We start from the raw sequence: 13971 nt of genomic DNA, 5'->3' as shown, positions 1-13971 counted from the left end.
GCCACATCAACCAGCCTACGCGCGGGGCCCCCTCACTCCGGTTCACTCAACCCCTGCTCCCACTCGGCCAGTTGCTCGTTGGTGGCGATCAGCCGCCCGACCAGCAGCTTGATGAAGGCCTTGTCAAAGCGCGACTGCAGATCTTCCGACGCCTCGCGCAGCGCGGGGTTGCGCACCTTGAGCACCAGCACCTCGGTTTCGGCCACGGCGGTGGCGGTGCGGATGCGGTTGTCGGGGCGCAAGTAGGTCATCTCGCCCAACGTCACGCCGGGGCCCAGCGTGCTGAGGTTCCAGCCCTGGCGGCTGACGGCCACCTGGCCCTCGATGAGGATGCAGAACGAGTCGCCGGGCGTGTTCTCGCGCATCAGCACCGTGCCCTGCTCCAGCCGGCGCCAGCTGCCCAGGCGCATCAGCTCCCACAGGGCCACGTCGTGAAAGTCGGCAAAAAACGGCAGTGCTCGCAGGCGCGCAAAGCGCTCGGCCTCGGTGTCTTGCGACTTCTGGCGGGGCAGGCCCCGGTGCGCGGCCAGCAGCGCCTGGGCAAAGTCGGCCCAGGTGGCAAAGCGGTCGGCGGGCTGCTTGGCCAGCGCACGCAGCAGCACCTCGTCCACATGCGCTGGCAGCGACGCGCGCAGCAGGCTGGGCCGCGTGGGCGTCTCGTTGCTGATCTTGTAGAGCGTGGCGAAGTCGGTATCGCCATCAAATGGGCGCCGGCCCGTGAGCAGCTCGTACACCACCACGGCCAGCGAGAACATGTCGCTGTGGTGGGTGAGGTCCTGCTCGCGCACCTGCTCGGGCGACATGTACGACGGCGATCCCACCAGGCCGGACAGCTGGGTGGCATCGCTGCGCAGCGACAGGGCCGCGCCAAAGTCGGTCAGCTTCACATCGCCACCACGCGCCAGCATCAGGTTGGCGGGCTTAATGTCGCGGTGCACCAGGCCCTCGCGGTAGGCGTATTCGAGCGCGTTGCAGCACTTGAAGGCAATGTCCAGCACCTGGGGCACGGGCAGCAGGGTGTCCGGCGTCGCAAAGTCGGACAGCGGCTGGCCGTCCACGTATTCGAGCACCAGATACGGCGGCAGCGCTTCTTCGTCCGCATCCAGCAGGCGCACGATGTTGGGGTGGCGCAGGCGGCCCGACAGCGCGGCCTCGTTGCGCAGCAGCTTGCGGTAGCGCTCGGCTTGCTCTGGCACCTTCAGCAGGTGCGCGTGGGTCTGCTTGATCGCCACCTTGCGGCCCCGGAAGCCGTCCAGCCCCAGGTACACGATGCCACTGGCGCCCCGCCCCAGTTCACGCTCGATGCGGTACTTGCCGATGTTGGCGGGCGGTGCAGAGGTGGCAGTGGCCATGGCGGGGCTCCCGTGTCAGGGTGGGCAAGTCAGGTGGGGTCAGGCTCCGGCCAGCGCCTGCTCAAAGTCGGCCAGCAGGTCTTCCACCTCTTCCAGGCCCACCGACAGGCGGATCATGCTGTCGGCAATGCCCATGGTGGCCCGCACGGCGGGGCCGGCCTCCCAGAAGATGGTATGCGCCACCGGGATGATCAGCGTGCGCGTGTCGGCCAGCCCCGTGGCCTTGATGGGCAACTGCAGGCGGTTGCACACGGCGAGGCACTGGTCAGGGTTGCGCAGCTCGAACGACAGCAGCCACGAGCCCGCCTTGAGGTGCTTGCGCGCAAAGGCGTGCTGCGGGTGCGAGGGCAGCATGGGGTACAGCACACGCGAGACGGCCGGGTGCGCTTCCAGCCACTGGGCCAGCGCCAGGGCGGTGGCGCTGGTGCGGTCCATGCGCAGCGACAGGGTCTCCGCGCCCAGGGCCAGCTGGTGGGCTGCGTGGGACGACAGCGTGCCGCCCATGTCGCGCAGGCCCTTTTTGCGCAGTTGCTGCAGGCCCCAGCCCTTGGCGTCGCCCTTGCGGTAGGCCGCAAAGATGTTGGGATAGCCCGACCAGTCGTACAGGCCCGTGTCGGTGATGGCGCCGCCCAGTGCATCGCCCTGCCCGCCAATGCTCTTGGTGAGCGAGTTGACCACCAGGCCAGCACCCACCGTAGCAGCGCGGAACAGGTAGGGCGAGGCTACGGTGTTGTCCACCACGTACAGCACGCCGCGCTGCTGGCACAGCGCGCCAATACCTTCCAGGTCGGGGATCTGCGTGCCGGGGTTGGCAATGGTTTCGACAAACACCATGCGGGTGTTGGGGCGCAGCGCGGCAGCCACATTGGCCGCGTCGGTCACGTCCACCGTGGTCACTTCAATGCCCAGGTCGGCCAGCGTGCCGAACACGCTGTTGGTGTTGCCAAACACGAACTGGCTGGCCACCAGGTGGTCGCCCGCCTTGAGCAGCGTGAGGAACAGCGCGCAGATGCCCGCCATGCCGGTGGAGAACACGATGGAGCCGTGCCCGCGCTCCATCTGCGTGATCTTGGCCTCCAGCGCCGCCGTGGTGGGCGTGCCCTGGCGAGCGTAGTTGAAGCCGCCCTTGGCCGTGCCCTGGAAGACGGCGATCAGGTCCTCGACCTTCTCGTAGCCGTACTGCACCGAGGTGTGGATGGGCTTGTGGATGGCCCCGTGCTCGGCGCCGCCCAGGCGGTCGGCGTGCACGATCTGGGTGGTGAAACTGTGGTTCTGCGGTGTCGTCATAAAAATCTGCGGCAATTTCTTTTCGTCTGCACAAAAGGCCTGGCGTTACTGGGCACCAGAGGCCAACGCAGCCATGGAACTGGCTTTGCCTGGCCACCGGTGCGTCCCCCTCCAGGGGAAGGTGCGCACCGCCTCAGGGAGAGTCATCGCTCCGGTGCGATGTGTTCAGCGTAATCGTACAAGGCGCCCAAAATATCCTGCGTGCGCTCGTCGTCGGCGGTCTCTGAGAGTTCGTCGATTTCAGTGAACAGTTGCTCCACCGTGCGCGCACCGCCCTGCCCGTCAAACAGGCAGGCAGCGCGGTGGGCCTCCCATCGTTCCTGCTCCTCGGGTGACAGCGTCTGCGGAAAGTTGCGCGCCCGGTAGCGCCACAGCAGCTCGGCCAGGCGCGGGTCGTCAAAGTTCGCACGCGCCTTGGCCAGCTTGTCGCCGCTGAGGGTGCGCAGGTCGTTCAGGAGGCGCCGGTCGTTGTTGCCCACAAACCCGCCATACAAGTCCTGGTCCACATCGGGCGCGGGCTCTTGCGGGCGGGCAAACACCGCCGGCCAGATGCCGCTCATGTCGGGCAGCGCGCGCGCCACCTCGGCGTGCTGCGCGGCCTGGGCCAGATCGATGCCCCAGCGCTGGGCCAACGCGAGCGTGAGCGTGTTCACGTTGCCTACCACCATGGGCGACTTGTTCAGGTGGATGGTCTTGATGGGCAGGCGCGTGACGCCCTCGGGCAGTGCATCGGCCTTGCTGAACATGCGCAGGCGGATGTCCTCCACATTCAGCGTGGCCAGCTCGCGCGGGTCATGGGCCAGGTCCCAGGCGATCAGCTCGTTCTTGTTGGTGGGGTGGCTGGCCAGCGGCCACATCACCGCCAGGCAGCCGCGTTCGGTGGGGAACATGCCCGACACATGCAAAAACGCCCGCGCCGTGGCCGTGGTGGCGGGCAGCCGCAGCTCGGCGGCCACACGGTCTTTTTTGTGAAGGCTGAGGGCAAAGTCGAACAGCTTGGTGTTGTGCTGGCGAATCAGCCGCGCCAGCGCAATGGTGGCGCGCACGTCCGACAGCGCATCGTGCGCGGCATCGTGCTGCAGGCCGTTGGCCTTGGACAGGTGCTCCAGCTTGAAGCTGGGCGTCACGCCGTCCTCCTTCTTGGGCCATGTAATGCCATCGGGGCGCAGCGCATAGGTCATGCGCACCACATCCAGCAGGTCCCAGCGGCCGCACTGGTTTTGCCACTCGCGCGCATAGGGGTCGATGAGGTTGCGCCAGAACATGAAGCGCGTGATCTCGTCGTCAAACCGGATGGTGTTGTAGCCCACGCCAATCGTGCCGGGCTGCGCAAACTCGGACTCGATGCGCGCGGCAAACTGGTGCTCGGGCACGCCCTGCTCCAGGCACTGCTGGGGCGTGATGCCGGTGATGAGGCACGACACCGGGTCGGGCAGATAGTCGTTGGCGGGCTGGCAATACAGCATCAGCGGCTCGCCGATTTCGTTCAGCTCGGCATCGGTGCGGATGGCCGCGAACTGCGCGGGCCGGTCGCGGCGCGTGTTGGCGCCAAAGGTTTCGTAGTCGTGCCAGAGAAAGGTGTGGGGCGCCATGGTCGGTAGGCTAACAGGGGGCTGCAGGCGGCGGCTTGCGCACGGCGGGCGGGGCGCAAGGCGATCAAGCCGCCACTGTAACCGTATTTTTCAGTGTTTTTGGCCGCAAGCGCTAGTGGAACATGCGCAAGCAGCTATCAAAAACATAGTAAGCATATTCACCGTACGGACTGATGCACATTCGCCCCCGGCGGGCAGGTCGCTACGCGGGACAATGGCGCATGCCCAGTTTCATTGCTTCCCCTTGCCCCGTAGGGCACGCCTCTGCCCTGCCCCTCACCGCCCCACGCGCCCACGCCCCCGCAGGCGTTGCCGGAGTGGCTCTGGCAGCCGCCCTCGCCCTGGCGGGCTGCGCGTCAACCCCCCGCGCCACCCCCACACCCGCAGCCAAACCTGTGGCGGCGGCCCCTGCGGCCCCAGCTCAGACAGCTTCGCCCATACCAGCCGCCACACAGCCGCAAGCCAGCCCCGATGCTGACCACACCGCCGGCTTTGCCCAATGGCTCAGCACCTTTTCGGCCCAAGCGCTGGAGGCAGGCATTCGCCCCACCACCGTGCGCGACGTGCTCGGCAAGGCACAGTGGCTGCCCCGCGTGGTCGAGCTGGACCGCGCCCAGCCCGAGTTCACCCGCACCCCGTGGGCGTACCTGGACAGCGCCGTCTCCCCCCAGCGCATCGCCCAGGGACAGGCCCAGTTAGCGGCGCACAGCGCAGCACTGCAGGCCGCAGCCGCCCGCTACGGTGTGCCGGCCAGCATCGTCACCGCCATCTGGGGCATGGAGAGCAACTACGGCAGCAACTTTGGCACCTTCCGCACGGTGGACGCACTGGCCACCCTGGCGTACGAAGGGCGCCGCCGCGCCTGGGCGCAGACCGAGCTGCTGGCAGCGCTGCGCATCATTGACCAGGGCGACATCGCCGCCGACCGCATGATCGGATCGTGGGCCGGGGCCATGGGGCACACGCAGTTCCTGCCATCGGTGTTTCTGGCCTACGCGGTAGATGCCGACGGCGACGGGCATCGCGACATCTGGGGCAGCGTGCCCGATGTGACGGCGTCCACCGCGCATTTCCTCGCCCGGTCCGGCTGGAAGTCTGGCGAGCCCTGGGGGGCCGAAGTGCAGTTGCCCCCCACCTTCGACCACGCCCGCGCTGACCCCGCCGTGCGCCAGACCACGGCCCAGTGGGAGACCGAAGGGGTGCGGTCCATCGACGGGGCGCCGCTGCCCGACCTGGCCGGGGCCTCCATCGTCACCCCTGCGGGCGCACGGGGCCCGGCGTTTCTGGTGGGCAACAACTTCCGCACCATCCTGCGCTACAACAACTCGGTTAACTACGCGCTGGGCGTGGCGCTGCTGGCGCGGCAGATCGACGGCGGGGGCCCAGTGGCCGCCCCATGGCCCCGCGACATCGAGCCGCTGTCGCGCGCACAACTGAAAGCCCTGCAAGAGGCCCTGAACCGCCAAGGCTTTGCCGCCGGCACCCCCGATGGCGTGATGGGCCCCGCCACCCGCGCAGGCCTGCGCGGCTACCAGCGCAGCCTGGGCGTGGTGGCTGACGGGTATCCGACGCTGGAGCTGCTGCAAAAGCTGCAGGCGCCCTGAGCGGTGGTGGCACGGAATACAGATGCAACTCCCAGTTCACAAAGCCAGTGTGCTGGTGGGAATCGCCCTGACCAGCGTAGCCCCAGGGTGCCATGCGCTGCAGCCCCTGGGTATGGTGAAATGCTTTTCGTTCGTTAGGATTTTTGTCAGCGCACCATGACCGATCCCACGCTGACCTTCACGACACAATTGGAGTGGGAGGCCTGGCTTGAGGGCCATGGTAGTACCTCATCCGGCGTATGGCTGCGCGTGGCCAAGAAATCTGCCGAGCAGCGCACTGTCACCTATGGACAGGCCCTGGAGAGTGCTCTTTGCCACGGGTGGATTGATGGTCAGAAGCGGTCGGATGACCAGCACTATTGGCTGCAGCGCTTTACGCCCAGAACTGCCAAGAGCCTCTGGTCAAAGATCAACAGGGAAAAAGCCGAGGCGCTCATCAATGCCCACAAAATGCGACCAGCCGGCCTCGCCGCCATCGAACGAGCCAAGCAGGACGGACGATGGGATGCGGCCTACGCGTCAGCACGCACATCCACAGTCCCCGACGACTTGCAACAGGCCCTGGACGCCAACCCCCAAGCCCGGGCGTTTTTTGCCACGCTCAATAGCAAAAACAGGTTTGCTATTTTGTTTCGCATCCAAAACGTCAAAAAGGCCGAGACACGCGCAAGAAAAATCACTGAATTTATTCAGATGTTGAGCAATGGCGAAAAGCTACACCCCTAGGAGCCGTTAAGCATCTCGCAGGAATGGCAAAAAGACGCCCGGAGAAACGGGCAGGAGCTCATCTGCACGCACTCAATGAAAATCCCGGCTCCCCTGCAGCGCCTGCCCCATGCGCCCCAGTAGCGGTGTCAGGTCCTTGAAGCGCTGGGCCACCAGGTGGCGCACCACGGCCGTGCTGCCGGGTGCGCCAGCGCTGCATTGCCACACCCCCTCCACCGCCAGCAGCTGTGACCGCAGCAGCGCATTGCGCCACACATCGACCATGGCGGGCCAGACGATGACGTTAACGGGGCCGGTTTCGTCCTCCAGCGTGACGAACATGGTGCCCTTGGCGGTGCCGGGGCGCTGGCGCACGGTGACGATGCCGCAGGCGCGCACCTTGCGGCCGTGGGCGATGCTGTGCAGTTGCAGAGCGGTTTGCAGGCGCCAGCGGGCCAGGCGGGGGCGCAGCAGGGCCAGGGGGTGGCGGCGCAGCGTCAGGCCGGTGGCGGCGTAGTCGAACAGGATTTCTTCGCCCTCGGGCGCCTCGGGCAGTTGCAGCGGGGCCTCGTGCACGGGCACGTCGCGCCACAGGGGCGGCGCGGCGTGCTGGGCAGCGGCGTCCCACATCTGCTGGCGTCGATGGCCGGACAGACTGGCCAGGGCATCGGCGGCAGCCAGGGCCTGCAGGTCTTGCTGGCTCAGTTGGGCACGCAGGGCCAGGTCTTCAGTGCTGGCAAAGGCGGGGCCTGTGGCGCGGGCTTGCAGCAGGCGCTTGGCAGCGTCTGCGTGCAGGCTGCTGACCATCCGCAGGCCCAGGCGCACAGCGGGCTGAGGCAGCGGCGGCGCGCCCAGGCCGCGTGCGGGGCGCAGCGGCTCGGGGTTGCCCTCCAGCGTGCAGTCGATGTCGCTCACGGTCACATCGATGGGCAGCACGCGCACGCCGTGGCGGCGGGCGTCCTGCACCAGTTGCGAGGCGCTGTAAAAGCCCATGGGCAACGAGTTGAGCAGCGCCGCCAAAAAGCACGCGGGCTCGTGGCACTTGAGCCAGCTGCTGGCATAGGCCAGCAGCGCAAAGCTGTGGGCGTGGCTTTCAGGAAAGCCGTATTCGCCAAAGCCCAGCATCTGCTGGAAGATGCGGTCGGCAAATTCGGCGGGGTAGTCCCTGTCTTTCATGCCTTGTTTGAGAGGCTCTTCAAAGCGATGCACGCCCCCCTTGCGCTTCCAGGCGGCCATGGAGCGGCGCAGGTCGTCGGCCATGCCCGCAGAGAACCCGGCAGCCACCATGGCGATCTGCATGACCTGTTCCTGAAAGATGGGTACACCCAGCGTGCGCGCCAGGGCGGCCTCCAGCTCGGGCTTTTCCAGCTCCAGCGGCTCGCCCCTGCGCCGGCGCTCGCGCGCCTGCAGGTAGGGGTGCACCATCCCTCCCTGGATGGGGCCGGGCCGCACGATGGCGACCTCGACCACCAGATCGTAGAACTCGCGCGGCTGCAGGCGGGGCAGCATGCTCATCTGGGCGCGACTTTCGATCTGGAACACGCCCACGGTGTCGGCGGCGCAGATCATGTCGTAGGTGGCGGGGTCTTCGTGCGGGATGTCTTTGAGGCCCCAGTGCTCGCCGCGCAGGGCGGCGCGCAGGTTGAGGCAGCGGCGCAGCGCGCTGAGCATGCCCAGGGCCAGCACATCGACCTTGAGCAGGCCCATGTCATCGAGGTCGTCCTTGTCCCACTGGATGACGGAGCGGTCCTTCATGCTGGCTGGCTCCACCGGCACCAGCCGTGTGAGCTTGCCCTGGGTCAGCACAAAGCCGCCCACATGCTGGCTCAGGTGACGCGGAAAGTCCTTCAGGTCGGCAGCCAGCTCCAGCCACAGCCGGGCGGTGTGCGGGTGCAGCGACACGCCCACCGCCTGGGCCAGCTCCTGCAAGCGGTCGGTGGCAAAGGTCTCGTCAAACCAGTGGTGGTCTTTGGCGAACGCATCGACCAGCGCGGGAGCTACGCCCAGGGCCTTGCCCACATCCCGCAGGGCGCTGCGCGTGCGGTAGCAGGTGACCACGGCGGCAATGGCGGCGCGGTCGCGGCCGTATTTGTCGTAGATGTACTGGATGACTTCTTCGCGCCGGTCGTGCTCGAAGTCCACGTCGATGTCGGGCGGCTCGCTGCGCTCCTTGCTGATGAAGCGCTCGAACAGCAGGTGGGACTGCTCGGGGGCCACCGCCGTGATACCCAGCACGTAGCAGACCACCGAGTTCGCCGCCGAGCCCCGGCCCTGGCACAGGATGCCCACGCTGCGCGCAAACCGCACGATGTCGTGCACGGTCAGGAAATACATCTCATACCCGCAGTGCGCGATCAGGTCGAGCTCTTTGCGGATCTGCGCCTGCACGCCCTCGGGCGCGCCCAGCGGGTAATGGCTTCGCACCCCCAGCTCTACCAGCCAGGCCAGTGCCTGGGCAGGTGTCATGCCCTCGGGCACGGTCTCCAGCGGGTAGCGGTACTGGATCTCACTCAGGCTGAAAGTGCAGCGCCCGGCCACGACAAGTGTGGCCGCCAGCAACTCGGGCGGGTAGATGCCTGCCAGCCGCACGCGCTGGCGCAGGTGGCGCTCGGCGTTGGGCTGCAACGCAAAGCCGCACTCGGCCACGGTGCAGCCGCGCTTCACGGCGGTGATCACATCCTGCAGCGGCTTGCGCGAGCGGGCGTGCATGTGCACGTCGCCCGCCGCCACCAGCGGCAGCTGCAGTGCAGCGCCCACGCGCTGCAGCGTGGCCAGCCACAGGCTGTCGTCGGCGGCCTGGTGCAATTCGACCGCCAGCCACACATGCGGAGCCTTTTGAGAGCCCAATTGGCTGGTAGCGCTAGTGATACATGCGCTGATTGCTACAAAATCAGAAGCATCAAAGCGCTGGCGACAAGGTGCCAGCAGCAGCTCGCACCCCTGCAGCAAGTGCCAGGGGCTGCCTGCTGCCACACGGTATTGCCCCTTGGGCGCGGCGGCCCGGGCGGCGGTGATGAACTCGCACAGGTTGCCCCAGCCCTCGGCATCGCGTGCCAGTGCCACCAACCGCAGGTCACCCCACAAGAACTCGCTGCCCACGATGAGGTGCAGGCCACAGGCCTTGGCCGCACCCCAGGCGCGCACCACCCCGGCCACCGAGCATTCGTCGGTCAACGCCAGCGCCTGGTAGCCGAGTTGGGCTGCACGCGTGACCAGCTCTTGCGGGTGCGATGCGCCGCGCTGAAAGCTGAAGTTGGACAGGCAATGCAGCTCGGCATAGCCCGGCAGCTCGCCCGCGCCCGCTGCGGGGCCTGGCACCGCAGTGGCCTGTGAAGGATGTCGGTGCGTCAAACCCATGCACAACCCCCCCTGCCCGCTCACCCAAAGATTCCGTGCAAGAACCAGCGGTGTGGGCGAGCCACCGCTGGCGTGCCATCCAGCGCAGGAACCAGGCGCTCGCGAAACACCCACACCAGTCCCGCCACGTCGTTGTGGGCCACAAAGTAGTCGCGCAGGGCCAGGCCTGCGCTGGGGTGTGCTGGGTTCACACCGTCGTCCATGGCAGACCACCAGCCCGCCTCCAACCGGTGGGGCCCGGCCAGCAGGCGCAGCAGGCCGTGATGGCAAGGACGGTTGCCTTGCACGGCCAGCTGCCGGGGCGGGTTCAGCAGCCAGGTAGGCAGCAGGGGGGCATCCGGCGCAATGCCCTGCGAAGCCCCGCCAGCAGCATGAGGGCCTGCAGAACGGGCGGGGGTGCCCAGCCATTCCGCCGCCGGGCGCCACTGCTGCATGCGTTCGGGCCGGTGATCGGCCAGTAGCACCGGGGCCACCACGTGGTCGGCCCCCAGGCGGGCCGACAGGCGCTCCAGCAGCTGGTGCAGGGCCTCGCCGGGGGTACCGGCCGGGTCGGTGCTGCCATGGCTTGTGGGGTCACGCCCGCCCACCTCCCCCGGGGGCAGCAGGCTGGCACTGCGGTGCGGCAGCGGGGCCGATTCGAGCAGGCGCAGCGTGATCTGGTGGACCGGGGCGGCCAGCTTGGTGTGCGCCAGGTTTTCGGCCAGCAGGCGCCGCAGGTGCGCCAGGTCGTGGGTGGCCTGGGCGGTGCGCACCTGTAGCGCCTGGGTGGGGGGCAGCACCACACCATCGATGCGCCGCAGGTCGTGGCGCCAGGACAGCTCCAACGCCAGCACGCCCTGCTGGCGCACCTGCAGCCAGGCCTGGAGGACCGTGAGGCTGCGGCTGGCGCTCCAGAGCAGTGCGTCGGCCGACGCGGCCAGGGCGGGCAGCTCGGTGGTCAACACAAACTGCTCAGGCAGTTGCAGCCAGGCATGGGCCTCTGGGGCATCGCCCAGGGCCTGGTCCAGCACCTGCAGCACGCCCGCGCCCAGGCGCCGCGCAACGCCCGCACGCGGCAAGGCCCGCAGCGCGCCCCAGGTGCGGCAGCCCATACGCTCCAGGCTGGCCACATGGGGGCGCAGTGCTGTCAGCGTGTGCAAGGGCAGGCTCTCTACCCAGCTCTGCGGTGGGCAGGGGCGCCCTGCCAGTGCCATGCGCAGCCTGGCATGGGCCACCAGGGCGGTGGGGCCTGTGCCCCACACCGTCGGCGCATGAAGCGGCAAAGCCGGGGTCTGTCCACAGGAAGGGGCAAGCCCTTCCGCGCTGCGGACGCGTGGAGGCGCAGCGCCCTCCCCTTCGCACCGGGCAGCAGCCTCGGCCCAGGCTTGCAGCACCAGGGTCTGCAGCGCCTCGCGCCCGCCCCACAGGCGTTCGGTGGTGGACACCTCCAGCAACACCGCCTCGCCATCGGCCAGTGCCACACGTGGCGTGAAACGCAAGGCCCACCAGCCAGCGGCGGCCTGGAGTGCGCCAGCACTTTTGTCCGTGCCCATACCCGTACCTGGCAAGGCGGCAGGCTCATCGGACCAGGGCAATGGCAGAGCGATCCAGTGCATGCCTGCTCCCTTCTGGTCGGCCTCCGGGTCGGCCCCCTGGCTGCTCTCCGGGCTGGCCTGGGGGCTGGGCTGGGGGCGCGTGGCGCGCGAGCGCCCCCGCCAAGGCCCCGACTACACGGACGGACGCAGGCTGGCGCCCTGCCAGCAGAGCCCTGGCGGCTTCTTGCGCCGCACGGCGCCGCTCAGCCTGCGCCACCAGCACCTGCGCCAACTGCGGATGACAGCCCGGCAGGTGGAGTGCCTGCGCCAGCGGAGGCCCCCGGCGCTTGAGGATCTGCACCTGCATGCCAGGGGCAGCGGCGGCATCCCCTGGCAGGGCCAGCCCCTGCACTTGCAGCCGCAACGGGGCGGGCGACGCATGCGGCACTTGCTGCGCCTGCAACGAGGCGGCCACCGAACGAAACACCCACAACAATTGCTGCTGCTGGGCCGCCGCCAGTTGCAACCGCCGCAGTGCCGCAGGTTGCGCCTGGGGCAACCAGGCCATGACGGCCAGCACGCCCTGGCAGCGCAGCGCCTGCTCAGCCGCCCACAAGGCGGCCACGGGGGAGTCGGCGCGCACCACACACACCCGCTCTGCGCGCAAGCCCTGCGATTGCAAGGCCGGGCCAAAAGGCTCACAGGGCGGCGCCACCAGCACGATGGCCCCACTTTGTTTTGCCGTGGCCTGCACCAGCGCAGGCAGCACCAGTTGCCATTCATGCAAGCCCGCCAGGGGCTGCAGCACCTCGCTCAGGGCTCCCACAGGCCAGCCACCGCCCGGCAGCTCGGCATCCAGCGCGGCATACCCCGTGGGCAGCACACGCGGCGTGCCGGCCCCCAACGCGTCGGCATGCCACACCCCAGGAATGGAGGCGGGCAAAGGGGACGCAAGCCGCAAGGAAGGGCGTGGCGCAGGCATGGTCGTAGGGGGATTCAGGCAACAAGAATACTGTAAATATAACCAGTATTTTGCTGCTTGGGTGGGTCTAAAGGCGAAGACTCACCCAGGACGTTGGTATGCGAACGCCGACGCAGGCCGGCCCACCGCCCACGCGTTCAGGGCGGCGCTGAAGGGCGCTAGTAAGCGCCACCAAACAGTGATGCCCTTTTAAAGAAGAGCCCCGGTTTGGTGGTGTAGACCCAAGAGTCGGTTTACAGCGTACGCATCGCCCAGTCGCACCAGTCCGCCACTGCCGCATCGGCAGGTGTAGCCCGGTCCGAGAGCTGGGGCCAGCGGCGGTGGCTGGCGTTTAGGATGCTTTGCAGCTGCCACAAGGCCTCGCGCCCCACCAGAGCGACCTCGGCCATGCCAATGGCGTCACCTTGCAGCTGCGCCAGCAATTCGCCTTGATGTTGGGGATGTGATCCAGCTTCGATCAAGGCTTTTTGCAATGCCAGGAGACGAGAGTCGGCAAAACGGAAAGCACAACCCGCCGGTGCCTTGGCAGCCGCATCTGGGGGCAGCGCAGCCTTGAGTTCATCCCAGTAGGCAAAGGCTTCTGCCAGCAACTCGATCTGGCGCGGGGCGTCGTTACCCAGGGGCATTAAGGCCGATTCTCGGGCCACCTCCTCCTGCAGCAGTGGCAGGATGAACGCCACCAATGCCGAAGGAAACTTGCGGTGATTGAGCCGCAGCACCAGCGACAGCCGCTGTGCGGGCATGTCGTCGTATTTTTCGTAGAAGGCGGCCACCACCTCGGCCAGCAGCAGGATGCGGCCCATGGGCGTGATGTCGGCCCCCAGCAAGGCGCGCGGATAACCGCTGCCGTCCATACGCTCGTGGTGCTCCAGCACAGCGACCTCGGCGGCACGTGGGTAGGCTTGCGTGTCGCGGATCATGAGCATGGCCGAGATGGGATGGGCCACCAGGTGCTTGCGCCCTACCCCCACCACCTTGTGGTCCGGGTCGTCCCAGGCCGGGTCCATGTGCAGCACCCCCAGGTCATGCAGCAGCGCAGCGGCCGCCACCGTGCTGCAGTCGCGCTCACTCAGCCCGCTTTTGAGCGCCAGAAACACCGCCACGGTGGTCATCACCAGACTGTGCTGGAACAGCGTGGGCCGCTGGTCCCGCATCACCGTGAGCTTGCAGGCCATGGCAGAAGGCAATGGCAGGGAACGCAGGGGTGCCAGCAACCGGGCGCCTGAGCCCAATGCCTCGGCCAGCATGGCGGGCAGGGTTTCCTGCTCGATGAGCGTCTGGCCCAGGGCCAGCAGGGCCGGTACGTCCACCGGGTTTTCGATGGACAGATGGCGATCAATGGGTTCACGCAGCTTGTGCTGTACCAGGCGGTCGTACAGACGGCTGTCGATGCGTGCCCCCTTCTCTACCAGCTTGATGCCGTTGTCGGTGTAGATGGCAGCACCTGCGACCACCGTACGCCGGTCGGCCATGTCGGTCAGCGCACGCAAGTAATGGGGACTGTCAGCGTCCTCGGCATCCGCTGAAAGAAGAATATCGGTCATGCAAGCAACACAAATCGTTACTTCGCACTATATG

General features: G+C 67.6%; 9 protein-coding genes. 2 read left to right on the top strand and 7 right to left on the bottom strand.

The features are described 5' to 3' along the window. Nucleotides 1-32: 32 nt before the first annotated feature. From ACOYR4_RS10300 to sbcB, 3 genes are all read right to left on the bottom strand, one after another. Nucleotides 33-1352 carry a protein kinase domain-containing protein gene (locus tag ACOYR4_RS10300; protein ID WP_422849456.1) on the bottom strand — a complete coding sequence of 440 codons (1320 nt, stop codon included), beginning with the start codon at nucleotides 1350-1352 and terminating at the stop codon, nucleotides 33-35. A 39-nt stretch (nucleotides 1353-1391) separates the two neighbouring features. Further along, the gene (locus ACOYR4_RS10295; protein ID WP_422849455.1) at nucleotides 1392-2639 is read right to left on the bottom strand and encodes a cystathionine gamma-synthase family protein; all 1248 of its coding nucleotides are present in this window, start codon (nucleotides 2637-2639) and stop codon (nucleotides 1392-1394) included. A 143-nt stretch (nucleotides 2640-2782) separates the two neighbouring features. Next, nucleotides 2783-4231: an exodeoxyribonuclease I gene (sbcB, locus tag ACOYR4_RS10290; protein ID WP_422849454.1), complete on the bottom strand. Its 1449-nt coding sequence runs from the start codon at nucleotides 4229-4231 to the stop codon at nucleotides 2783-2785. A gap of 221 nt (nucleotides 4232-4452) precedes the next feature. Between sbcB and ACOYR4_RS10285 the strand changes: the two genes are divergently transcribed. Together ACOYR4_RS10285 and ACOYR4_RS10280 are read left to right on the top strand one after the other, a co-directional pair. Continuing rightward, nucleotides 4453-5835, top strand: a complete 1383-nt coding sequence (locus tag ACOYR4_RS10285) for a lytic murein transglycosylase (RefSeq protein ID WP_422849453.1) — start codon at nucleotides 4453-4455, stop codon at nucleotides 5833-5835. A 156-nt stretch (nucleotides 5836-5991) separates the two neighbouring features. Next, the gene (locus ACOYR4_RS10280) at nucleotides 5992-6561 is read left to right on the top strand and encodes a YdeI/OmpD-associated family protein (protein WP_422849452.1); all 570 of its coding nucleotides are present in this window, start codon (nucleotides 5992-5994) and stop codon (nucleotides 6559-6561) included. Between the two features lie 72 nt (nucleotides 6562-6633). Here ACOYR4_RS10280 and ACOYR4_RS10275 read toward each other — a convergent pair whose 3' ends face one another. From ACOYR4_RS10275 to ACOYR4_RS10260, 4 genes are all read right to left on the bottom strand, one after another. Next, the gene (locus ACOYR4_RS10275; protein WP_422849451.1) at nucleotides 6634-9897 is read right to left on the bottom strand and encodes an error-prone DNA polymerase; all 3264 of its coding nucleotides are present in this window, start codon (nucleotides 9895-9897) and stop codon (nucleotides 6634-6636) included. 20 nt (nucleotides 9898-9917) lie between these two features. Continuing rightward, nucleotides 9918-11492 (bottom strand): DNA polymerase Y family protein, encoded by a 1575-nt coding sequence (locus ACOYR4_RS10270; RefSeq protein ID WP_422849450.1) that lies wholly within the window; start codon nucleotides 11490-11492, stop codon nucleotides 9918-9920. Further along, a complete protein-coding gene (gene imuA / locus ACOYR4_RS10265; protein WP_343735819.1) occupies nucleotides 11455-12393 on the bottom strand; it encodes a translesion DNA synthesis-associated protein ImuA in 939 nt (312 codons plus the stop codon). Before imuA ends, ACOYR4_RS10270 begins: the two co-directional genes overlap by 38 nt. 233 nt (nucleotides 12394-12626) lie before the next feature. Continuing rightward, the gene (locus ACOYR4_RS10260; RefSeq protein WP_343735820.1) at nucleotides 12627-13937 is read right to left on the bottom strand and encodes an HD-GYP domain-containing protein; all 1311 of its coding nucleotides are present in this window, start codon (nucleotides 13935-13937) and stop codon (nucleotides 12627-12629) included. Nucleotides 13938-13971 lie beyond the last annotated feature (34 nt).

Source organism: Acidovorax sp. M14, assembly GCF_049331375.1.
Taxonomy (GTDB): domain Bacteria; phylum Pseudomonadota; class Gammaproteobacteria; order Burkholderiales; family Burkholderiaceae_C; genus Acidovorax.
The sequence above is the reverse complement of the archived record's forward strand: the minus strand, read 5'-3'. Positions and strand labels throughout refer to the sequence as shown.

What these genes read in the sequence shown, in the direction of transcription:
- ACOYR4_RS10300 (WP_422849456.1), bottom strand. Translation starts at nt 1,352, where the DNA reads ATGGCCACTGCCACCTCTGCACCGCCCGCCAACATCGGCAAGTACCGC.
- ACOYR4_RS10295 (WP_422849455.1), bottom strand. Translation starts at nt 2,639, where the DNA reads ATGACGACACCGCAGAACCACAGTTTCACCACCCAGATCGTGCACGCC.
- sbcB (WP_422849454.1), bottom strand. Translation starts at nt 4,231, where the DNA reads ATGGCGCCCCACACCTTTCTCTGGCACGACTACGAAACCTTTGGCGCC.
- ACOYR4_RS10285 (WP_422849453.1), top strand. Translation starts at nt 4,453, where the DNA reads ATGCCCAGTTTCATTGCTTCCCCTTGCCCCGTAGGGCACGCCTCTGCC.
- ACOYR4_RS10280 (WP_422849452.1), top strand. Translation starts at nt 5,992, where the DNA reads ATGACCGATCCCACGCTGACCTTCACGACACAATTGGAGTGGGAGGCC.
- ACOYR4_RS10275 (WP_422849451.1), bottom strand. Translation starts at nt 9,897, where the DNA reads ATGGGTTTGACGCACCGACATCCTTCACAGGCCACTGCGGTGCCAGGC.
- ACOYR4_RS10270 (WP_422849450.1), bottom strand. Translation starts at nt 11,492, where the DNA reads ATGCACTGGATCGCTCTGCCATTGCCCTGGTCCGATGAGCCTGCCGCC.
- imuA (WP_343735819.1), bottom strand. Translation starts at nt 12,393, where the DNA reads ATGCCTGCGCCACGCCCTTCCTTGCGGCTTGCGTCCCCTTTGCCCGCC.
- ACOYR4_RS10260 (WP_343735820.1), bottom strand. Translation starts at nt 13,937, where the DNA reads ATGACCGATATTCTTCTTTCAGCGGATGCCGAGGACGCTGACAGTCCC.